This window comes from Rhodovulum sp. ES.010, assembly GCF_900142935.1.
In the GTDB taxonomy this organism is placed as follows: Bacteria; Pseudomonadota; Alphaproteobacteria; order Rhodobacterales; family Rhodobacteraceae; genus Rhodovulum.
In genome coordinates, this window is sequence record NZ_FSRS01000001.1 from 3,222,147 (window position 1) to 3,242,253 (window position 20,107).

At 68.1% G+C, this 20,107-nt stretch carries 15 protein-coding genes; 5 read left to right on the plus strand and 10 right to left on the minus strand.

Going from position 1 to position 20,107, the window contains the following annotated elements:
* The first annotated feature begins 112 nt into the window (after window positions 1–112).
* From BUR28_RS15915 to sucD, 4 genes are all read left to right on the plus strand, one after another.
* Entirely contained in the window at window positions 113–1,312 is a 1,200-nt protein-coding gene (locus BUR28_RS15915; RefSeq protein WP_074221022.1) for a pyridoxal-phosphate-dependent aminotransferase family protein, read from the plus strand.
* A 28-nt stretch (window positions 1,313–1,340) separates the two neighbouring features.
* Window positions 1,341–2,282, plus strand: a complete 942-nt coding sequence (locus BUR28_RS15920) for an HpcH/HpaI aldolase/citrate lyase family protein (protein WP_074221023.1) — start codon at window positions 1,341–1,343, stop codon at window positions 2,280–2,282.
* 67 nt (window positions 2,283–2,349) lie between these two features.
* The gene (locus BUR28_RS15925) at window positions 2,350–3,522 is read left to right on the plus strand and encodes a malate--CoA ligase subunit beta (RefSeq protein WP_074221024.1); all 1,173 of its coding nucleotides are present in this window, start codon (window positions 2,350–2,352) and stop codon (window positions 3,520–3,522) included.
* A gap of 11 nt (window positions 3,523–3,533) precedes the next feature.
* A complete protein-coding gene (sucD, locus tag BUR28_RS15930) occupies window positions 3,534–4,430 on the plus strand; it encodes a succinate--CoA ligase subunit alpha (RefSeq protein WP_074221025.1) in 897 nt (298 codons plus the stop codon).
* 9 nt (window positions 4,431–4,439) lie between these two features.
* Here the strand turns inward: sucD and BUR28_RS15935 are convergent, their stop codons facing one another.
* From BUR28_RS15935 to BUR28_RS15955, 5 genes are all read right to left on the minus strand, one after another.
* On the minus strand, window positions 4,440–6,047 hold the full coding sequence (locus BUR28_RS15935; protein ID WP_074221026.1) for an ABC transporter ATP-binding protein: 1,608 nt from the start codon (window positions 6,045–6,047) through the stop codon (window positions 4,440–4,442).
* Window position 6,048: 1 nt separating this feature from the next.
* On the minus strand, window positions 6,049–7,173 hold the full coding sequence (locus BUR28_RS15940) for an ABC transporter permease (RefSeq protein ID WP_074221027.1): 1,125 nt from the start codon (window positions 7,171–7,173) through the stop codon (window positions 6,049–6,051).
* On the minus strand, window positions 7,166–8,083 hold the full coding sequence (gene oppB / locus BUR28_RS15945; protein ID WP_074221028.1) for an oligopeptide ABC transporter permease OppB: 918 nt from the start codon (window positions 8,081–8,083) through the stop codon (window positions 7,166–7,168). The genes BUR28_RS15940 and oppB overlap by 8 nt, the downstream gene beginning before the upstream one ends.
* A gap of 58 nt (window positions 8,084–8,141) precedes the next feature.
* Window positions 8,142–9,728: a peptide ABC transporter substrate-binding protein gene (locus tag BUR28_RS15950; protein ID WP_217693530.1), complete on the minus strand. Its 1,587-nt coding sequence runs from the start codon at window positions 9,726–9,728 to the stop codon at window positions 8,142–8,144.
* Between the two features lie 118 nt (window positions 9,729–9,846).
* Window positions 9,847–10,326, minus strand: coding sequence for an Lrp/AsnC family transcriptional regulator (locus BUR28_RS15955; protein ID WP_074221029.1), 480 nt, complete (start codon window positions 10,324–10,326; stop codon window positions 9,847–9,849).
* Between the two features lie 164 nt (window positions 10,327–10,490).
* Between BUR28_RS15955 and BUR28_RS15960 the strand changes: the two genes are divergently transcribed.
* A complete protein-coding gene (locus tag BUR28_RS15960; RefSeq protein WP_074221030.1) occupies window positions 10,491–14,087 on the plus strand; it encodes a hydantoinase B/oxoprolinase family protein in 3,597 nt (1,198 codons plus the stop codon).
* A 73-nt stretch (window positions 14,088–14,160) separates the two neighbouring features.
* On the opposite strand, the gene BUR28_RS15965 is transcribed toward BUR28_RS15960, so the two are convergent.
* From BUR28_RS15965 to BUR28_RS15985, 5 genes are read right to left on the minus strand one after another with little or no spacing between them, the layout of a single operon-like run.
* Window positions 14,161–15,435, minus strand: coding sequence for an amidohydrolase family protein (locus BUR28_RS15965; RefSeq protein WP_074221031.1), 1,275 nt, complete (start codon window positions 15,433–15,435; stop codon window positions 14,161–14,163).
* Window positions 15,436–16,380 carry an ABC transporter permease gene (locus tag BUR28_RS15970; RefSeq protein ID WP_074221032.1) on the minus strand — a complete coding sequence of 315 codons (945 nt, stop codon included), beginning with the start codon at window positions 16,378–16,380 and terminating at the stop codon, window positions 15,436–15,438. It lies immediately after the preceding gene.
* Window positions 16,380–17,426: an ABC transporter permease gene (locus BUR28_RS15975; RefSeq protein ID WP_074221033.1), complete on the minus strand. Its 1,047-nt coding sequence runs from the start codon at window positions 17,424–17,426 to the stop codon at window positions 16,380–16,382. Before BUR28_RS15975 ends, BUR28_RS15970 begins: the two co-directional genes overlap by 1 nt.
* Entirely contained in the window at window positions 17,416–18,942 is a 1,527-nt protein-coding gene (locus BUR28_RS15980) for an ABC transporter ATP-binding protein (RefSeq protein WP_074221034.1), read from the minus strand. The genes BUR28_RS15975 and BUR28_RS15980 overlap by 11 nt, the downstream gene beginning before the upstream one ends.
* The gene (locus tag BUR28_RS15985) at window positions 18,942–19,973 is read right to left on the minus strand and encodes a BMP family protein (RefSeq protein ID WP_074221035.1); all 1,032 of its coding nucleotides are present in this window, start codon (window positions 19,971–19,973) and stop codon (window positions 18,942–18,944) included. Before BUR28_RS15985 ends, BUR28_RS15980 begins: the two co-directional genes overlap by 1 nt.
* Between the last annotated feature and the right edge of the window lie 134 nt (window positions 19,974–20,107).

Consider the following 20,107-nt stretch of genomic DNA (forward strand, 5'->3'; position numbering starts at 1 on the left):
TTTCGAACCTGTAAAATCTCGCATTCACAACAGGACCCGGATTCGCTTCGCGATCGGGCGGAAATGTGGCCAAAGGGGCGCCGAACGATCGACGCGCGAGGAGTCACCCCCCATGAAGACCGGCTGCACCCACCTGTTCATCCCCGGGCCCACCAACATCCCCGAGCCCGTCCGCCAGGCCATGAACGTGCCGATGCAGGACATGCGGGCGCCCGATTTCGGCGACCTGACGCTGGGGCTGTTTTCCGATCTCAAGCGCGTGCTGCGCACCGAATCGGGCCGGGTCTTCCTGTTCCCGGGCTCGGGCACCGGCGCCTGGGAGGCGGCGATCACCAACACGCTGAACCCCGGCGACAAGGTGCTGATGTCGCGCTTCGGCCAGTTCTCGCATCTCTGGGTGGAGATGGCCGAACGGCTCGGCCTCGATGTCGAGGTGATCGACGTGCCCTGGGGCGGCGGCTGCCCGGTCAAGGAATACGCCCGCCGACTGGGCGCCGACAAGCATGGCGAGATCAAGGCCGTCTTCGTCACCCATAACGAGACTGCGACCGGCGTGACCTCGGATGTCGCGGGCGTGCGCCGCGCGCTAGACGAAAGCTTCCACGACGCGCTCCTGTTCGTCGACGGCGTGTCCTCGATCGCGTCGATCGACTTCCGGATGGACGACTGGGGCGTCGACCTCGCCGTGACCGGCAGCCAGAAGGGGCTTATGCTGCCCGCGGGGCTCGGCGTCCTGGGGGTCAGCGAGAAGGCGATGGAGGCCTCGAAGACCGCCACCATGCGCCGCGCCTACTTCGAGTTCTCGGACATGGTCAAGCTGAACGAGACCGGCTATTTCCCCTACACCCCGCCCACGCAGCTGTTTCACGGGCTGCGCCGGTCGCTGGACCGGATCTTCGACGAGGGGCTGGACAACGTCATCGCCCGTCACCACCGCCTGGCCGAGGGCGTGCGCCGCGGTGTGCATGCCTGGGGCATGGAGCTGGTGGCCGAGCATCCGTCGCTCTGGTCCGACACGGTGTCGGCGATCCGCGTGCCGGCCGAGGTCGATGCCCGCGACGTGATCCGCATCGGCTATGAACGCTACAACATCTCCTTCGGCACCGGGCTGGCGCAGCTTGCCGGCAAGGTGTTCCGCATCGGCCATCTGGGCGATCTGAACGAGGGCATGTGCCTCACCGCGCTCTCGCTCGCCGAGCTGTCGCTGGCCGCCGCGGGCGCGCGGGTCGAGTTCGGTTCCGGCGTCGCCGCGGCGCAGGACTGGTACGCAAAGAACTCTGCCGCGCCCGACCTCAAGATTGCCGCCGAGTAACAACGAAGTCCCCGAACGGAGCCTTGGCATGAGCCACACCCTGCACCCGCTCAGGCGACAACGCCTGCAGCGTTCCGAACTCGCCGTGCCCGCCTCGAACCCGGGCATGGTCGAAAAGGCCGCCGACAGCGAGGCCGATTACGTCTTTCTCGATCTCGAAGACGCCGTGGCCCCGCCCGAAAAGGAACAGGCCCGCAAGAACGCGATCCAGGCGCTGAACGACATCGACTGGGTAGCCAAGGGCAAGACCGTCTCGGTGCGGATCAACGGGCTCGACACCCATTACATGTACCGCGACGTGGTCGACCTGATGGAGCAGGCGGGCGACCGGGTACACACGCTCCTGGTGCCCAAGGTGGGCGTTCCGGCCGACCTCTACATGGTCGAGGCAATGGTCAACCAGATCGAGCAGGGCAAGGGGTATGAGACGCGCGTCGGGCTCGAGGCGCTGATCGAGACCGCGCTCGGCATGGCCAATGTCGAGGCGATCGCACAGGGCTGCGCCCGGCTGGAAGCGCTGCATTTCGGAGTGGCCGACTATGCCGCCTCGATGCGGGCGCGCACGGTCAATATCGGCGGGCTCAATCCCGATTACCCGGGCGACCAGTGGCACGCCTCGATCACCCGGATGGTGGTGGCCTGCCGCGCCTATGGGCTGCGCGCGGTCGACGGCCCCTTCGGCGATTTCTCCGATCCCGAGGGCTACAAGGACGGCGCGCGTCGCGCCGCGGCGCTGGGCTGCGAGGGCAAATGGGCGATCCATCCCAGCCAGATCGCGCTGGCCAACGAGGTGTTCAGCCCGCCCGAGGCCGAGGTCACCCGCGCCCGGCGCATCATCGAGGAGCTGAAGAATGCCGAGGCCGAGGGCCGCGGCGCGGCCTCGCTCGACGGCAAGATGATCGACGCCGCCTCGGAACGGATGGCGCAGAACGTGATCACCGTGGCCGATGCGATCGCGGCGAAGGGCTGAGCGGCGCCGCCGCGCGTTGCTTGCCGTAACGGAAACCAAGCTTTTCTCACCCTCAGGGAGGTGACAGATGGACATTCACGAACATCAGGCCAAGGAAATCCTCGCGGGCTTCGGCGTGCCGACCCCGCGCGGCGGTCTTGCCTACAGCCCCGAACAGGCGGCCTTTCGCACGCGTGAGTTGGGCGGCGACGCCTGGGTCGTCAAGGCGCAGATCCATTCGGGCGGTCGCGGCGAGGCCGGCGGCGTCAAGCTCTGCAAGTCCCAGCGGGAGGTCTACGACTTCGCGCAGGAGCTTTTCGGCAAGCAGCTGGTCACGCGCCAGACCGGCGCGGCCGGCAAGGGGGTCTACCGCATCTGGGTCGAGGAAGCCTCGGACATCGCGCAGGAGCTCTATCTCGGCTTCGTGCTCGACCGGAAATCCGAGCGGATCATGGTCGTCGCCTCGTCGAGCGGCGGCATGGAGATCGAGGAACTGGCCGAGACCGACCCCGACAGCCTGGTGCGGATGGTGGTGGATCCCGCGCATGGCCTCGTCGAGTACCAGGCGCGCGAACTGGCTTTCGCGCTGGGGCTCAAGGGCGCGCAGATCGGGCAGATGGTCAAGGCGGTGCGCGCCTGCTACCGTGCCTATCGCGATCTCGACGCCACCATGGTCGAGATCAACCCGCTGGTCATCACCGGATCGGGCGACCTGGTGGCGCTGGATGCCAAGATGAGCTTCGACACCAACGCGCTTTACCGCCGCCCGCAGATCGCCGCGCTGCACGACCCCAGCCAGGAGGACGCGCGCGAGGCGATGGCCCATGACAACGGGCTCGCCTATGTGGGGCTCGACGGCGATATCGGCTGCATCATCAACGGCGCCGGGCTCGCAATGGCGACGATGGACATGATCAAGCTCTCGGGCGGCGAGCCCGCGAACTTTCTCGACATCGGTGGCGGCGCCTCTCCGGAGCGGGTGATGACCGCGTTCCGCACGGTGCTGTGCGATCCGAATGTCAGCGTGATCCTCGTGAACATCTTTGCCGGCATCAACCGTTGCGACTGGGTCGCCAAGGGCGTGGTCGAGGCCTACAAGGCCGAGGGCCTGACCCTGCCCGTGGTGGTCCGTCTCGCCGGAACCAATGTCGAGCAGGGCCGCAATATCATCGACGCAAGCGGCCTGCCGCTGATTACCGCCGAGACGCTGGCCGAGGCCGCCGAGAAGGCCGTCGCGGCACGCCCGAAACGCGCTGCCTGAGGGAGGACATCATGGCGATCATCATAGACGAGAACACCAAGGTCGCGGTCCAGGGCATGTCGGGCCGGATCGGCAAGTTCCATGCCCAGGAAATGATCGAGTACGGCACGAATGTCGTGGCCGGAGTAACCCCCGGCAAGGGCGGCGAGACGGTGCTGGACCGGCCCGTCTTCAACACCGTGCGCGAGGCCGTCAACGAAACCGGCGCCGAGGCGGCGCTGTTGTTCGTGCCGCCGCCCTTTGCGGCCGATGCGATGATGGAGGCTGCCGATGCCGGCATCAAGACCGCGGTCTGCGTGACCGACGGCATCCCGGCGCAGGACATGATGCGGGTCAAACGCTTCCTCCGCCGCTATCCGCGGGACCGCAAGATGCGCCTGATCGGCCCGAATTGCGCGGGCGTGATCTCGCCCGGCAAGGGCTTCATGGGCATCATGCCGCCGCATATCTACACGCCCGGCCGGGTGGGCATCGTGGGTCGCTCTGGCACGCTGGGCTATGAGGCGGCGAGCCAGATGCAGGCGCTGGGCATCGGCGTCTCGACCAGCGTCGGCATCGGCGGCGACCCGATCAACGGCTCGTCCTTCCGCGACATCCTCGAGCTTTTCGAGGCCGATCCGGAAACCGATGCGGTGATGATGATCGGCGAAATCGGCGGTCCCCAAGAGGCCGACGCCGCGGCCTTCGTCAAGGCGCACATGAAGAAGCCCGTGGTGGCCTATATCGCGGGGCTCTCCGCGCCGAAGGGCCGCAAGATGGGCCATGCCGGCGCGATCATCTCGGCCTTCGGCGAGAGCGCGCAGGAAAAGGTGGAAATCCTTTCCGAGGTCGGCATCACGGTCGCGCCGAACCCCTCGGCGATGGGCGAGACCGTGGCCAAGGTGCTGGGCAAGAAGGTCGCCGCGTGAGCGGCGCGCTCAGCCCGTGAGCAGCCTGCGCAACTCGAAGGCCGCGCGCATCAGGTTTCGGGTGTACGCGTCCTTCGGCGCCTCGAAGATCGCGGCGGTCGGGCCCTCCTCGACCACCGCCCCGTCCTTCATCACCATCACGTAATCCGCCATCGCGCGGACCACGGCCAGGTCGTGGCTGATGAAGATGTAGGACAGTCGGTGCTCGGCCTGCAGCCGGCGCAACAGGTCGATCGCCTGCTTCTGCACCGACCGGTCGAGCGCCGAGGTGGGTTCGTCCAGCACGATCACCCGGGGCCGCAACACAACCGCGCGGGCGATGGCGATGCGCTGGCGCTGCCCGCCCGAGAACTCGTGCGGGAACCGGTTGCGCATCGCCGGTTCCAGCCCGACATCCTCTAGCGCCTGCGCCGCGCGCCGGGCGCGTTCGCGGCGGGTCAGCCCGGGCTCGTGCACCAACAGCCCCTCGGTGACGATCTCCGAAACCGTCATCCGGGGCGAAAGCGCGCCGTAGGGGTCCTGGAACACCATCTGCAGCCCGTCGCGGAAGGGCTTCATCGCCGCCCGGTCGAGCCCGCCGATCTCGTGGCCCAGATAGACCACGCGCCCCTCGGCCGGCAAAAGTTGCAGCAGCGCCCGGCCCAGCGTGGATTTCCCCGAGCCGGATTCGCCGACCACGCCGATGGTCTGGCCCTGCCGAAGCGTCAGGTCGATGCCGCGGACGGCGGTGAACCGCGTGTCGCGGCGCAGGAAACCCGCGGGCCGGCCGAAGGTCACCTTGACGTCAGTGCCCCGCAGCAGGACCGGCGCGCTGTCGGGCACCGCGTGCTTCTCGCCCTCGGGCTCGGCGTCCAGCAGCATCCGCGTATAGGGTTTCTCGGGCGCGTCGAAGATGCGCCGCGTCGGTCCTTCCTCTTCCACCAGACCGTTCTGCATCACGTAGACCCGGTCGGCGAAGGCCTCGACGATGCCGAGGTCGTGGGTGATGAACAGGATCGACATGCCCAGCCGCTGCTGCAGCTCGGCCAACAGGCGCAGGATCTCGGCCTGGATCGTGACGTCGAGCGCGGTGGTGGGTTCGTCGGCGATCAGCAGGTCGGGATCGTTGGCCAGCGCCATCGCGATCATCACCCGCTGGCGCTGGCCGCCCGAAAGCTCGTAGGGGTAGGACTTCATCCGCCGCGCGGGATCGGGGATCTGCACCAGCTCCAAAAGTTCCAGCACCCGGGCCGAGGCGTCGCGCGGGCTGAGCCCGCCATGGACGCGCAGGGGTTCGGAGAGCTGCGCCTCGATCGTGTAGAGCGGGTCGAGCGAGGTCATGGGTTCCTGGAAGATCATCGTGATCTTGCGCCCGCGCAGCCGGTTGAGCCTGTCGGGCGCGAGGTTCAGGATCTCCTCGCCGCGATAACGCACCGACCCCGTCGCCCGCCCGTTCGCGGCCAGCAACCCCATCGCCGCCATCATCACCTGACTTTTCCCCGAGCCCGACTCGCCCACCACCGCGACCGTCTCGCCCGGCGCGACATGCAGCGACACGCCCCGGACCGCCTCGACCGTCCCGTCAGGCGTGTCGAAGCTCACCCGGATATCGTCCACCTCGAATACGCGGTCGGCCATCTCAGCGGTCCTTCGGGTCGAGCGCATCGCGCAGCCCGTCGCCGATGAAGTTCAGCGCGAACAGCAGAACGGTCATCGTCGCGGCGGGGAAGATCAGCATGTAGGGCGCGTTGCGCATGTTCTTGGCGCCTTCCGCGATCAGCACGCCCAGCGAGGTCAGCGGTTCCTGCACGCCGAGCCCGAGGAAGGAGAGGAAGCTCTCCAGCAGGATCACCTTGGGGATCATCAGCGTCATGTAGATGATGACCGTGCCCAGCGTGTTGGGGATGATGTGGCGGCGGATGATCGCGCCGCCCGACACGCCCATCGCCTCGGCCGCCTGCACGAACTCGCGCCGCCTCAGCGACAGGGTCTGGCCGCGCACGATCCGCGCCATGTCGAGCCACTCGACAGCGCCGACCGCCAGGAACATCAGGACGATGCTGCGCCCGAAGAACACCACCAAGAGGATCACGAAGAACACGAAGGGCAGCGAGTAGAGGATATCGACGATGCGCATCATCAAATTGTCGATGCGCCCGCCAACGAAGCCCGCGGTGGCGCCGTAGATCACCCCGATCGCCAGCGCGACCGCGGTCGCCATCAGCCCGATCAGCAGAGAAATCCGCAAGCTGACCAGGATCCGCGAGAGCAGGTCGCGCCCGTTCGCGTCGGTCCCCATCAGGAAATAAAGCCGTTGAACCTCGGCCTCGGCGACGGCCGATTGCCCGTCCGGCGCGATGTCCACAATGCGCGCGTCGGTGAAGACGTCGGACCGGTCGAGATAGCGGCCGATGCGCGGGTCGATCTCGCGGGCCGAGGAAATCGCGATCCGGACCCGGCCGTCCTCCAGTTCGATCTCGCCCAGCTCCACCCGCGCGCGCCTGAGCGCGCTTTCGGCCGCGGGCACGATCTGGTCCGCCTGGGGGTAGGGGCTGAGGTTCGGCCGCACCTTGACGTATTCGGGATAGACCTCGGAATAGTCGTGCGGCGACAGCTGCGGGCCGACGAGTGCGCAGAGCGCGAAGACGGCCAGCACCACGAGCGACGCCATCGCCGCGCGGTTGCGCCTCAGCCGCAGCATCGCGGTGGCCCAGAGCGAGCGGCCCTCGGTGGCCTCGGCGGTGTCGGGTGTGATGTCACTCATAGCGCACCCGCGGGTCGAGCAGGGCGTAGAGCAGATCCACGATCAGGTTGAACAGCACCACGAAGACCGCGACGATCACCACCGTGCCCATCACCAGCGTGTAGTCGCGGTTCAGCGCCCCTTGCACGAAATAGCGCCCGATGCCGGGCAGGTTGAACACCTGTTCGATCACGATGGAGCCGGTCAGCAGCGCCGCCGCCGCCGGGCCCAGATAGCTGACCGCGGGCAGGATCGCGGCCCTCAGCGCATGTTTCACCACCACCATCCGCGCCGGCAGCCCGTAGGCCCGCGCGGTGCGCACATGGTCGGAACGCAGCGCCTCGATCATCGCGCCGCGGATCAGCCGCGAGATCACCGCGACCTGCGGCAGCGCCAGCGCGATCACCGGCAGGATCATCTGGTTCGGGCTTCCCCAGCCCTGCGCCGGCAGCCAGCCCAGCATCACCGCGAAGACCAGCGACAGCACGGGGGCCACCACGAAGTTCGGCACCGTGATCCCGAAGGTCGCGACCGCGATCACCGCGAAATCGGTGCGGCTGTTCTGCCTCAGCGCCGCGATCGACCCCAGCGCCGCGCCCAGCACGAAGGCCAGCGCCAGCGCCGAGGCGCCCAGCGTGACCGAGACCGGCAAGCCCTCGGCCAGGATCTCGTGTACCCGCTTGTCGCGATAGATGAAGCTCGGCCCCATGTCGCCCTGGGCGAGGTTGCCGAGATAGATCGCGTATTGCTGCCAGAGCGGCTTGTCGAGCCCGAAGGTGGCGTTCAGGTTCGCCATCACCGTGGCCTCCAGCGTGCGTTCCTGGTCGAACGGGCCGCCGGGGGCGAGCCGCATCATGAAGAACGCGGCGGTGACGATGATGAAGAGCGTCGGAATCGCGCCCAGCAGGCGCCTCAGGGCATAGCTCAGCATTGCGGGCCTGTCCCGTTTGGGCGCGGCCCCTTGTGCGGGGCCGCGTGTGGCGCCTTGCCTAGTCCGACAGGCTGAGGAAGCGCGTCGGGTGCACGTTCTGGATGTTGTCCTCCCAGCCCGAGAGCCGGGGCGAGACCAGCGAGCGCGAGGTGTAGTAGAGCAGCGGGATGAAGGGCAGGTCGCGCATGAAGATCGCCTCGGCCTCGCGCAGGATCGCCGCGCGTTCCTCCAGGTCGGTGGTCTTGGCGGCCTGGTCCATCAGCGCGTCGTAGTCGGGGTTGTCGTAGCGGGCGTAGTTGAACCCGTCATTGTCGGATTCGACCATGAACAGGAAGTTCTGCGGGTCGGAATAATCCCCGATCCAGCCCGCCCGCGCGACGTCGAAATCGCCCCGGTCGCGCAGATGCGCGTAATGGGCCGAGGCGTCGCGGACGTTGAATTCGACCTCGATGCCGAGGGTGGACCACATGTCGGCGATCGCGGTGGCCGCGTTCTTGTGGTTCTCGGACGTGTTGTACATCAGCTCCAGCCTGTGCGGGCTGTCGGGGCTGACGCCCTTTTCCTCCATGATCGCGATGGCCTCGTCCTCGCGGTCGAGCATCGACATGTCGAAATAGTCCACCTCCGGCGAACCCTCGTAATTGCCGATCCCCGGCGGCACGAAGCTGGTGGCCGGCGCCATCGTGCCCTGGAAGATCTCGTCGGCCAGGAACTCCCGGTCGATGGCCATCGACAGCGCCCGGCGCACGTCGGGGTCGGACAGGAACTCGTCCTCGTGGTTCAGCGCGTAGTAATAGGTGCCGAGATAGGGCGCCACATGGACCGCCTCGCCATGTTCCTCGCGCAGGCGGTGGATGTCCTCGGCGGGCAGGTCGGAACAGCTGTGCACCTCGCCCGCTTCCCAGCCGCGCACGCAGGTCGCGCGGTCCTCGAAGGGCAGGTAGTTGACGGTCTCGATGGCGACGTTCGCGGCGTCGTGGAACTCGGGGTTCCTGGTCAGCACGATCCGATCGTTGAGGATGTTCTCGGTCAGCGTATAGGCCCCGTTCGAGACCATGTTGCCCGGCTGGACGAAATCGGCCCCGTGTTCCTCGACCGACGCGGGGTGCACCGGCAGGCCGGTCTGGTGGGTCAGCAGCTCCAGGAAATAGGGGGTGGGCTGTTCCAGCGTGATTTCCAGCGTCCGGTCGTCGACCGCGCGCACGCCCATTTCCTCGGGCGGCATCTCGCCCTTGTTCACCGCTTCCGCGTTCTTCACCGGGTAGAGGATGTTGGCGTATTTCGCCCCCGTCTCGGGGGTCATGATCCGGCGCAGCGAATAGACGAAATCGCCCGCGGTGACCGGGTCGCCGTTCGACCAGCGCGCATCCTCGCGCAGCGTGAAGGTATAGACCGTGCCGTCCGCGCCGATCTCCCAGCTTTCGGCGACGCCGGGCATCAGCCCGGCCGCGGTGTCGTAGACGATCAGCCCCTCGTAGAGGTCGCGCAGGATGTTGGCCTCGGCCACGGTCGAGGTCTTGTGCTGGTCCAGCGTCTCGGGATTGCCGTCATTGCCCCGCATGTAGGTCTGGGCGGTCGCGCCGCCCGCCATCCCGGCCAAGAGCGTCGCCCAGAGCAGCACGCGTCGTGTCGAATGCATGAACATGGTGTCTCCGCTGTTGAAACAATCATTGCGCGAAGGCTGCCCGAGCGAGGCAAGCCTGGCAAGCGCCGTGAAAGGGTGACGTCGCGGCGTGGGCGGCGCAATGCCTGGTCCACGGGGCCTAGTCCACGGGCAGCACGGTCGTGGCCTTGATCTCCTCCATCGAGAGCAGCGCGGTGACGTTGAAGATGCGCACATCGGCGATCAGCGCCTGGTAGAACTCGTCATAGGCGGCGGCGTCGGCGACCCGCACCTTGAGGATGTAGTCGATCTCGCCGGCCAGCCGGTGCGCCTCCAGCACCTCGGGGCGGGACAGCAGCGCGGCGAGAAAGCGCCGCTGCCACTCCGCCTCGTGTTCCGAGGTGCGGATCAGCACGAAGAAGCAGGTGCCCCGGTCGAGCGCGGCCGGATCCACGATCACCGTGTTCTGCCGGATCACGCCGGCCTCGCGCATCTTGCGGATGCGGTTCCAGACCGGCGTCTTGGACGAGCCCACCTTCTTGGCGATCTCGTCCAGCGACTGGCTGGCATCGTCCTGCAACTCGCGCAGGATGCGCCGGTCGAGCGCGTCGAGCGCGGAACTGGTCGTCTTGCGCGGCATCGCGACTCCCTTCGCTTTGCGCCGAGGATCGGAAAATTGTCCCGGGCGCGCAACCGGAAACCCGGGCTCGGCGGGATTTCGTTCCGATGGTGGGCGGATGCCCCCTTGACCTTGCCCGCCGCGCCCGCGCAACGTGGCGCGCGAAATCGGGCAAGGGGCGGGGCATGAGCGACGGGCAATGGGAGTTCTGGATCGACCGCGGCGGCACCTTCACCGATGTCGTCGCCCGCGCGCCCGACGGCCGGCTTTCCACCCACAAGCTGTTGTCCGAGAACCCCGAACGCTACGCCGACGCCGCCGTGCAGGGCATCCGCGAGGTGCTGGGCCTCTCCGACGACGACCCGCTGCCCACCGGCGCGATCCGCGCGGTCAAGATGGGCACGACGGTCGCGACCAACGCGCTTCTGGAGCGCAAGGGCGAGCGGGTGCTGCTGCTGATCACCCGGGGCTTCGGCGATCTGCTGCGGATCGGCTACCAGGCCCGCCCGCGGCTGTTCGATCTGAACATCCGCCGGCCCGAGCTGCTCTACGAAGAGGTCGCCGAGGTGGCCGAGCGGCTGGACGCAGAGGGCGCGGTGCTGACCCCGCTGGACGAGGACGCCGCCCGCGCCGCGCTTCGGGCCGCGTATGACCGGGGGCTCCGCGCCGTCGCCATCGCGCTGATGCATGCCTATCTGAACGGCGACCACGAGGACCGCCTGGCCGAGATCGCGCGCGAGGTGGGGTTCACCCAGGTCTCGGTCAGCCACCGCGCCTCGCGCCTGATCAAGCTGGTGGGCCGTGGCGATACCACCGTGGTCGACGGCTATCTCTCGCCGATCCTGCGCCGCTATGTCGACCGGGTGGCCGATGCGCTGGATGTCGGGCAGGGCGGCTGCGATCGGCTGTTGTTCATGCAATCGAATGGCGGGCTGACCGATGCGGCGCTGTTCCAGGGCAAGGACGCGATCCTGTCGGGGCCCGCGGGCGGCATCGTCGGCATGGTCAAGACCGCCGAGGCCGCCGGGTTCGACCGGCTGATCGGCTTCGACATGGGCGGCACGTCCACGGATGTCAGCCACTATGCGGGCGCCTACGAGCGCAGCTTCGAAACCGAGGTGGCCGGTGTGCGGATGCGCGCGCCGATGATGGACATTCACACCGTCGCCGCGGGCGGCGGGTCGATCTGCAAGTTCGAGTCAGGCCGGTTCCAGGTCGGTCCCGAAAGCGCGGGCGCCGATCCCGGCCCGGCCTGCTACCGCCGCGGCGGCCCGCTGACCGTGACCGATTGCAACGTCATGCTGGGCAAGCTGAACCCGGCGCATTTCCCCGCCGTTTTCGGCCCCGAGGGCGACCGGCCGCTTGATCTGGAGACGGTGCGGGGGAAATTCGCCGCGCTGGCGGCCGAGATCGCCACCGAAACCGGCGAAGACCCGCGCAGCCCCGAAGAGGTGGCCGAGGGGTTCCTGAAGATCGCCGTCGACAACATGGCCAATGCGATCAAGAAGATCTCCGTGCAGCGGGGGCACGACGTCACCGGTTATACCCTGCAATGCTTCGGCGGCGCGGGCGGGCAGCATGCCTGCCTGGTGGCCGACGCGCTGGGGATGACGCGGGTGTTCCTGCATCCCTTCGCGGGGGTGCTCTCGGCCTACGGGATGGGGCTGGCCGAGATCAGGGCGATGGAGGAATGCCAACTGGATGCGGCGCTTTCCGAGATCGGACAGGCCGAGGCGGCGTTGGGCGCGCTGCGGTGCAAGGCCGAGGCCGCGGTTGCGGGGCAGGGCGTGCCCGAGGCGGCGATCCGCTCTGTGGCGCGCGCGCATCTGCGCTACGAGGGCTCGCACCAGACACTGGAAGTGCCCTTCGGCAGCCCGGCCGAGATGCAGGCGGCGTTCGAGGAGACGCATCTTGCGCGCTTCGGCTTCACCTCGCCGGAACGCGCGCTCTTCTTCGACATGGCCGACGTCGAGGCGATCGGCGAGACCGGCGAGGCGCCTGCCGCGATGGCGCCCGAGGCGGCCCCGCGGGTGAAGGCCCGCGTGACGGTGCATCTCGACGGCGCGCCCCGCGAGGTGGCCATCTACGACAGGGCGACGCTGAGGGCGGGCGCCCGGATCGACGGCCCCGCGATCGTCACCGAGCCCACGGGCACCAACATGGTGGAACCCGGCTGGGCGGCCGAGATGGACGCGCGCGGCAACCTGGTGCTGACGCGCGTAGAGGCCAAGGCCCGCCCCCGGGCGCTGGGCACCGAGGCCGACCCGGTGCTCCTGGAGGTAATGTCGAACCTCTTCATGTCGGTGGCCGAGCAGATGGGCGCCACGCTCGCCAATACCTCGTGGTCGGTCAACATCAAGGAACGGCTGGATTTTTCCTGCGCGATCTTCGACGCGAATGGCGACCTGGTGGCCAACGCCCCCCATGTGCCGGTGCATCTCGGGTCCATGTCCGACTCGATCAAGACCGTGATGCGCGAGAACCGGGGCAGCATCCGCCCGGGCGACGCCTTCATGCTGAACTCGCCCTACAATGGCGGTACGCACCTGCCCGACGTGACCGTGGTGACGCCGGTCTTCCTCGGCGACGAGATCCCGTTCTGGCTGGGTTCGCGTGGGCACCACGCCGATATCGGCGGGCGCACGCCCGGCTCGTCGCCCCCCGACTCGACCCATATCGAGGAGGAGGGCGTACTGATCGACAATGTGCGACTGGTCGACCGGGGGCGGCTGCTGGAGGCGGAGGCCGAGGCGGTGCTGCGTTCGGGCCGCTATCCCTGCCGGAACGTCGCGCACAACATGGCGGACCTCAAGGCGCAGGTGGCGGCGAACGAGACCGGGCGGCGGGAGCTTCTGAAGGTCATCGGGCAATATGGCCGCGACGTTGTGGTCGCCTACACGGCCCATGTGCAGGACAATGCCGAGGAAAGCGTGCGCCGGGTGATCGGCACGCTTCGCGACGGGAGCTTCCGCTACCCGATGGACCACGGCGCGGTGATCGAGGTGGCGGTGCGGGTGGACCGCAAGGCCCGCGAGGCGGTGATCGATTTCACCGGCACCTCGCCGCAGCATTCGGGCAATTACAACGCGCCTTTCGCGGTCTGCCGGGCGGTGGTGCTCTATGTGTTCCGCACCATGGTGGGGGCCGACATCCCGCTGAACGAGGGCTGCCTGAAGCCGCTGAGGATCATCGCCCCCGAGGGCTCGATGCTGAACCCGGCCTATCCGGCCGCGGTGATCGCCGGCAATACCGAGGTCAGTCAGGCCGCCTGCAACGCGCTGTATGGGGCGTTGGGTTTGATTGCGGGCAGCCAGGCGACGATGAACAACTTTGTCTGGGGCAATGACCGATTCCAGAACTACGAGACCATCGCCGGCGGCACAGGGGCTGGGCCGGGCTTCGACGGCTGCGACGCTGTACAGAGCCACATGACCAACACGCGGATGACCGACCCGGAAGTGCTGGAAAAACGCTTCCCCGTCCGGCTGGACGACTTCTCGATCCGGGCCGGGTCTGGCGGGGCGGGGCGCTGGCGCGGCGGCAACGGGGTGATCCGGCGGCTGCGCTTCCTCGACGGTGTGACGGTGACGACGCTGTGCTCGCACCGCGAGATCCCGCCCTTCGGCGTGGATGGCGGGGCGCCGGGCGCGGTGGGCGAGAACTGGGCTGAGTTTCCCGACGGGCGGCGGGTGCGGCTCCGGGGTAATGACGAGATCGACCTGCCCGCCGGCGGCCTCTTCGAGCTGTGGACGCCTGGCGGCGGCGGCTGGGGCAATCCCTAAGACTGCGACGCTACGATTCGCGACGACTGGCCCGCGCCGAGGCCGCCGCGTCCGCGAGGCATCCCTACCCCGCTCAGTGCCGCCGACGGATGCGCCAGGGCCGCCCGTCCAGCGAAAGCCGGGCATCATTGCGCGCCTTTTCGGCCACCACGCGGCCCTTTGAGATCACCGCCAGCCGGTCGGGGCGCAGGCGGATCGCCTCGACCGGGTCGCCCGCGTCGAGGATTACCAGCGAGGCCAGCGCGCCCTCGTGCAGCCCGTAATCGGCCAGGTGCAGGACCTTCGCGTTCTCCACGGTCACCATGTCGAAGCAGCGCCGCATCTCTTCCGGCGCGGTCATCTGCGCCACGTGCAGCCCCATGAAGGCCACGTCCAGCATGTCGGCGGTGCCCAGCGAATACCACGGGTCGCGCACGCAATCCTGCCCCCAGCCGACCCGGATGCCATGGGCCTGCATCTCCTTCACCCGGGTCAGGCCGCGCCGCTTGGGGTAAGTGTCGTGCCGGCCCTGCAACACGATGTTGATCAGTGGGTTCGGGATCGCGGCCAGCCCGGCCTCGGCCATCAGCGGCAGGAGCTTGGAGACGTAATAGTTGTCCATCGAATGCATCGAGGTCAGGTGGCTGCCCGCCACCCGTCCGTGAAGCCCAAGCCGTCGGGACTCATAGGCCAGGGTCTCGACATGGCGCGAGAGGGGATCGTCGGTCTCGTCGCAATGCATGTCGACGAGCAGACCGCGCTCCGCCGCGATCTCGCAAAGCGCGCGGACGGATTCGCGGCCCTCCTCCATCGTGCGTTCGAAATGCGGGATGCCGCCGACGACATCGACGCCCCTATCGAGCGCGCGCAGCGTGTTGGCCCGCGCCGTGGGGTCGCGCAAGAAGCCGTCCTGCGGGAAGGCGACGAGTTGCAGGTCCAGATAGGGTTTCACCCGCTCGCGGACATGCAACAGCGCCTCGACCCCTTTCAGGCTGTCGTCGCAGGTGTCGACATGGCTGCGGATCGCCAGAAGCCCCATGCTGACCGCCCAGTCGCAATAGGCCAGTGCGCGATCGACCATCTCCTCGACCGTGGTCTCCGCCTTGAGCTCGCCCCAGAGCGCGATCCCCTCCAGCAGGGTTCCGGAGGCGTTGATCCGCGGGGTGCCGTAGGAAAGCGTCGCGTCGAGGTGGAAATGCGGGTCCACGAAGGGAGGGCTGACGAGGTCGCCGGTGGCGTCGATCACGCGGCCCGCCGTCGACCCGGACAAGTCGCCGACGCCCGCGATCCGGTCGCCCTGCGTGCCGATATCGGCGATGCGCCCGTCAGGCAGGGTGCCGCCCGTGACCAGAATGTCGAACTCGGCCATTCAGCGCTCTCCGCGATTGTAGGGCACCATCAACGCCGCCGGCACCTCGGCCCGGCGCGACATCAGCACCAGCGCCACGATCGACAGCACGTAGGGCACCATCAGGAACACCTGATAGGGGATCTGCGCGCCCAGTGGCGTCTGCTGCAGGCGGATCTGCAGCGCGTCGAAGGCGGCGAACAGGAGCGCACCCAACAGCGCCTTGCCCGGCATCCAGGCGCCGAACACCACCAGCGCGATGCAGATCCAGCCGCGCCCGTTCACCATCTCGAAGAAGAACGAGGAAAACGCGCTCATGGTCAGGAACGCGCCGCCCACCGCCATCAGTCCCGACCCCACCATCACCGCCCCCATGCGGATCGTCGTGACCGACAGCCCCTGCGCCTCGACAGCCGAGGGGTTCTCGCCCGCCGCCCGGAGCGCGAGGCCGAGCGGTGTCCGGTACAGCACCAGCGCTACCACCAGCACGGTCGCGAAGGCCAGGTAGGTTAGCGCGGTCTGCGAAAACAGCGCCTCGCCAAGGAAGGGGATATCGGACAGGACGGGAATGTCCAGAGGCTGGAACGGCTCGATGCGGGGCGGGCTGGTGACCTCGGGCAGGGCCAGCCGATAGGCGTAATAGGCCGAGGAGGTGGCCAGAAGGGTGATCCCGAGGCCGACGACATGCTGCGAGAGCCCGAAGGGCACGGTCAGCGTGGCATGGGCCAGCCCGAACAGCGCCCCGCTCGCGAAGGCGACCAGCACGCCGGGCCACAGCCCAAGCCCCGCGTAAACCGCCATCCAGCCCGCGAAGGCGCCGAACACCATGATCCCCTCGATGCCCAGGTTCAGCACGCCCGCCCGTTCGCAGATCAGCTCCCCCATCGTCGCGAAGATCAGCGGCGAGGCGATGCGCAGCACCGCCGCCCAGAAGCTGGCCGACAGCAGGATATCGAAAATCTCCATCAGCCCCCCACCACGCGGAACCGGGTCAGCAGGATCGCCAGCACCATGAACAAAAGCGCCGTGGCGACCGAGATATCGGCGATATAGGTGGGCACCTCGGCGGCGCGGCTCATGGAATCGGCGCCCACGAAGATGCCCGCCACGAACAGCGCCGAGACGACGACGCCCAGGGGGTGCAACAGCGCCAGCATCGCCACCACGATGCCCGTGTAACCAAAGCCGGGCGACAGATCGAGCGTCAGGTTGCCCTTCAGCCCCGCCACCTCGGAAAAGCCGGCAAGTGCTGCCAGCCCCCCCGACAGCAGCGCCGTCTTGACCATGACGCGCCCCACCGGAATCCCGGCGAACCGCGCGGCCTGCGGGTTCTGCCCGACCGCGCGGATTTCATAGCCCAGCGTCGTTTTCACCTGGATCACCCAGACGAGGGTCGCCGAGATCAGCGCAAGGCCAAAGCCCCAGTGCAGGCGCAGCCCGTCCACGATGCGGGGCAGGCGGGCGTCGCGCGGGATCGCCTCGGATTTCGGCCAGCCCATGCCCATCGGGTCCTTCAGCGGGCCTTCCAGCAGCATCGAGATGAACAGCAGCATGATGAAATTGAACAAAAGCGTGGTCACCACCTCGTCCACGCCCAGCCGCACCTTCAACAGCACCGGCCCCAGCAGCACCAGCGCGCCCGCCAGGATCGCGGCAATCGCCATCGCCGGGATCACGACCGGCCCGGGCAGGCCCATCTGCGTGCCGATCAGCACCGTCATCAGGGCGCCCGCGTAAAGCTGCGCCTCGGCGCCGATGTTCCACAGCTTGGCGCGAAAGGCGACGGCAACCGCCAGCCCGGTAAAGATCAGCGGCGTCGCCCGGTTCAGCGTTTCCAAAAGCGCGAATTTCGACCCCGCCGCGCCCTTGACGATCAGACCCAGCGTGGCGAAGGGGTTCGCCCCCGCCAGCATCGCCAGCGCCGAGGCCACGACCACCGTCGCCGCGATGGCCAGCACCGGCAGGCCCAGCGTGCGGGCCAGCCCCGGGGCGGCAACGGGTTCAAGCCGCATCGGAAAACCCCTGTCCGGCCATCCACTGCCCCAGTTCCGCGGGCGTTTTCGACCCCCGCGGGAATTCCGGCGACAGGCGGCCCTCGCTCATCACGTGGATCACGTCCGACAGCGCGCGGATCTCGTCCAGGTCCTCGGAGATCAGCAACACCGCCGCGCCCGCGTCCCGCGCCGCGATCAGGCGTTCCTGCACATAGGTCAGTGCGCCGATATCGAGACCCCGCACCGGCTGGTTGGCCAGGATGATGCGCGGCCCCGCCTCGAGCGCGCGGCCCAGGATCAGCTTCTGCATGTTGCCCCCCGACAGCAGGCGAATGCGCGCCTCGGGCCCTGGGCAGCGCACGTCGTATTTTTCAATGATGTCCGCGGCATGGGTGCGCGCGCGGCGCCAGTCCATCCAGCCCGCGCGGCTGAGGGGGGGGCGGGCATAGCCTTCCAGCACCGCGTTCTCCGTCAACGTGAAATCGGCGATCGATCCGGTCGCGTGCCGGTCCTCGGGGATGCGGCCCACGCCTGCGGCCAGTGCCGCCCGGGGGGACCATCCGGCGACGGTTTGCCCCGCCACGCGCAATTCCCCGCTTTCCGGCGCGATCAGCCCCGACACCAGGTCGGCCAGCGCCCCCTGCCCGTTGCCCGACACCCCCGCCAGCCCGGTGATCTGTCCGGCCTTCAGCGTCAGGGTCACGCGGCGCAGGCCCGTCCGGTTGCCCTCGGGCGGGGTCGAGACGTCGCACAGCTCCATCAGCGCCGCGCCGGGCGTGCCCAGCGGCGGGTGGGGCAGGGCGACCTCCTTGCCGACCATCATCTCGGCGATCCGGTGGCGGTCGGTCCGGTCCGTCGCGACCTCGCCCACGACGCGCCCGTGGCGCAGCACGATCACCCGGTCGCTGACCGCCGTCACCTCGTGCAGCTTGTGCGAGATGAAGATGATCGACAGCCCCTGCGCCACCGCCTTTTTCAGCGTTTCGAACAGCGCATCGCTTTCCTGGGGCGTCAGCACCGCGGTCGGTTCGTCCAGGATCAGGATGCGCGCGTCGCGATACAGCGCCTTGAGGATCTCGACCCGCTGGCGTTCGCCCACCGACAGCGTCTTGACCTTGGCATCGGGGTGGACCGCCAGCCCGAAATCGCGGGACAGCTGTTCCACCCGCGCCCGCGCCGCCGCCCGCCCCAGGCCAGGGGCCAACAGCGCCCGCGTGCCCAGCAGGATGTTCTCCAGCACCGTCATGTTGCCCGCCAGCGTGAAATGCTGGTGCACCATGCCCACCCCCGCGGCCAGCGCCGCGCCGGGCGCCCCGGGCGGCAGGGGCTGGCCGAACACCTCGACCGTGCCCGTATCGGCCGTGTAATGGCCGAACAGGATGTTCATCAGCGTCGTCTTGCCCGCGCCGTTTTCCCCAAGCAGGGCAAGGACTTCGCCCTTGTGCAGGGCGAAGCCGATATCGTCGTTGGCGGTGAGCTTCCCGAACCTCTTGGTGATCCCCGCAAGGCGCAGGACGACCTCGCGCCCCGCCATCAGGAGGATTTGGGTTCTTCGTCGTTGATCTCGACGGTGAATTCGCCCGCCTTGATCGCGGCCTCCTTCTCGGCGACCATGTCAAGCGCCTCTTGCGGGACCTTGCCCTCGAACGTGCCGAGCGGCGCCAGCGAACAGCCGCCTTCCTTCATGAAGGAATAGACCCCGTAATTGTCGGCCTTGAACGTGCCGTCCGCAACGCGGGTAAGCGCCGCCTGCAGCGTCGGTTCGAAATGCCAGATCGCCGAGGCGACCACCGTGTCGGGATAGTCGGACTGGGTGTCGATCACGTTGCCGATGGCCAGGATGCCGCGTTCCTGCGCGGCGTCCGACACGCCGAAGCGTTCGGCATACAGCAGGTCGGCGCCCTTCTCGATCATGGCAAAGGCGGTTTCCTTGGCCTTGGGCGGGTCGAACCACGACCCGATGAAGCTGACCTGGAAGGTTGCGTCGGGGCGGGTTTCGCGCACCCCCGCCATGAAGGCGTGCATCAGCCGGTTGACTTCGGGAATCGGAAAACCGCCGACCATGCCGATATTGCCGGTCTGGGTCATCGCGCCCGCGATGATCCCCGAAAGATAGCTGGCATCCTGGATATAGTTGTCGAACACGGCAAGGTTCGGATAGGCCGGGTCCGGCATGAAGGACGAGCCCAGCAGGAACGCGGTTTCGGGATAGTCCAGCACGACCTCGCGCGCTTCCTGCTCCACCCCGAAGATCTCGCCGATGATCAGTTTCACGCCGCTTTCGGCATATTCGCGCATCACGCGCGGATAGTCGGTGTTCGAGGTGTTCTCGGAAAAGGTATAGGTGATCTGGCCCGCCTCGCGCGCGGCCTCGGCGGCGATGTGGATGCGGCTGACCCATTGCTGTTCCACCGGCACGGTATAGATGCCGGCGACGGAAATCTGCTCCTGTGCCCAAAGACCGCGCGGTCCAAGGCCCAGCCCCGCCGCGGCGGCGGCCCCGGCCGAGCCCAGCAACAGCCTGCGGCGCGCGATGTCGAGCGTGTCGGTTTTCCTGGCAGCCATGTGGATTACCCCCTGATTTTCCCGGATTCTGTTGTGCCCGATCAAGGGCCAATCGCCGATCGTTTGGAACGGCGGCACATTCGCACGGCCGCGCGCGGAAGGGAAGATTGCCTTTTCGTCAGGCAGGCTTGCCG

Excerpts from the sequence above, each read along its gene's own strand:
- BUR28_RS15915 (WP_074221022.1), top strand. The coding sequence starts at position 113 with ATGAAGACCGGCTGCACCCACCTGTTCATCCCCGGGCCCACCAACATC.
- BUR28_RS15920 (WP_074221023.1), top strand. The coding sequence starts at position 1,341 with ATGAGCCACACCCTGCACCCGCTCAGGCGACAACGCCTGCAGCGTTCC.
- BUR28_RS15925 (WP_074221024.1), top strand. The coding sequence starts at position 2,350 with ATGGACATTCACGAACATCAGGCCAAGGAAATCCTCGCGGGCTTCGGC.
- sucD (WP_074221025.1), top strand. The coding sequence starts at position 3,534 with ATGGCGATCATCATAGACGAGAACACCAAGGTCGCGGTCCAGGGCATG.
- BUR28_RS15935 (WP_074221026.1), bottom strand. The coding sequence starts at position 6,047 with ATGGCCGACCGCGTATTCGAGGTGGACGATATCCGGGTGAGCTTCGAC.
- BUR28_RS15940 (WP_074221027.1), bottom strand. The coding sequence starts at position 7,173 with ATGAGTGACATCACACCCGACACCGCCGAGGCCACCGAGGGCCGCTCG.
- oppB (WP_074221028.1), bottom strand. The coding sequence starts at position 8,083 with ATGCTGAGCTATGCCCTGAGGCGCCTGCTGGGCGCGATTCCGACGCTC.
- BUR28_RS15950 (WP_217693530.1), bottom strand. The coding sequence starts at position 9,728 with ATGTTCATGCATTCGACACGACGCGTGCTGCTCTGGGCGACGCTCTTG.
- BUR28_RS15955 (WP_074221029.1), bottom strand. The coding sequence starts at position 10,326 with ATGCCGCGCAAGACGACCAGTTCCGCGCTCGACGCGCTCGACCGGCGC.
- BUR28_RS15960 (WP_074221030.1), top strand. The coding sequence starts at position 10,491 with ATGAGCGACGGGCAATGGGAGTTCTGGATCGACCGCGGCGGCACCTTC.
- BUR28_RS15965 (WP_074221031.1), bottom strand. The coding sequence starts at position 15,435 with ATGGCCGAGTTCGACATTCTGGTCACGGGCGGCACCCTGCCTGACGGG.
- BUR28_RS15970 (WP_074221032.1), bottom strand. The coding sequence starts at position 16,380 with ATGGAGATTTTCGATATCCTGCTGTCGGCCAGCTTCTGGGCGGCGGTG.
- BUR28_RS15975 (WP_074221033.1), bottom strand. The coding sequence starts at position 17,426 with ATGCGGCTTGAACCCGTTGCCGCCCCGGGGCTGGCCCGCACGCTGGGC.
- BUR28_RS15980 (WP_074221034.1), bottom strand. The coding sequence starts at position 18,942 with ATGGCGGGGCGCGAGGTCGTCCTGCGCCTTGCGGGGATCACCAAGAGG.
- BUR28_RS15985 (WP_074221035.1), bottom strand. The coding sequence starts at position 19,973 with ATGGCTGCCAGGAAAACCGACACGCTCGACATCGCGCGCCGCAGGCTG.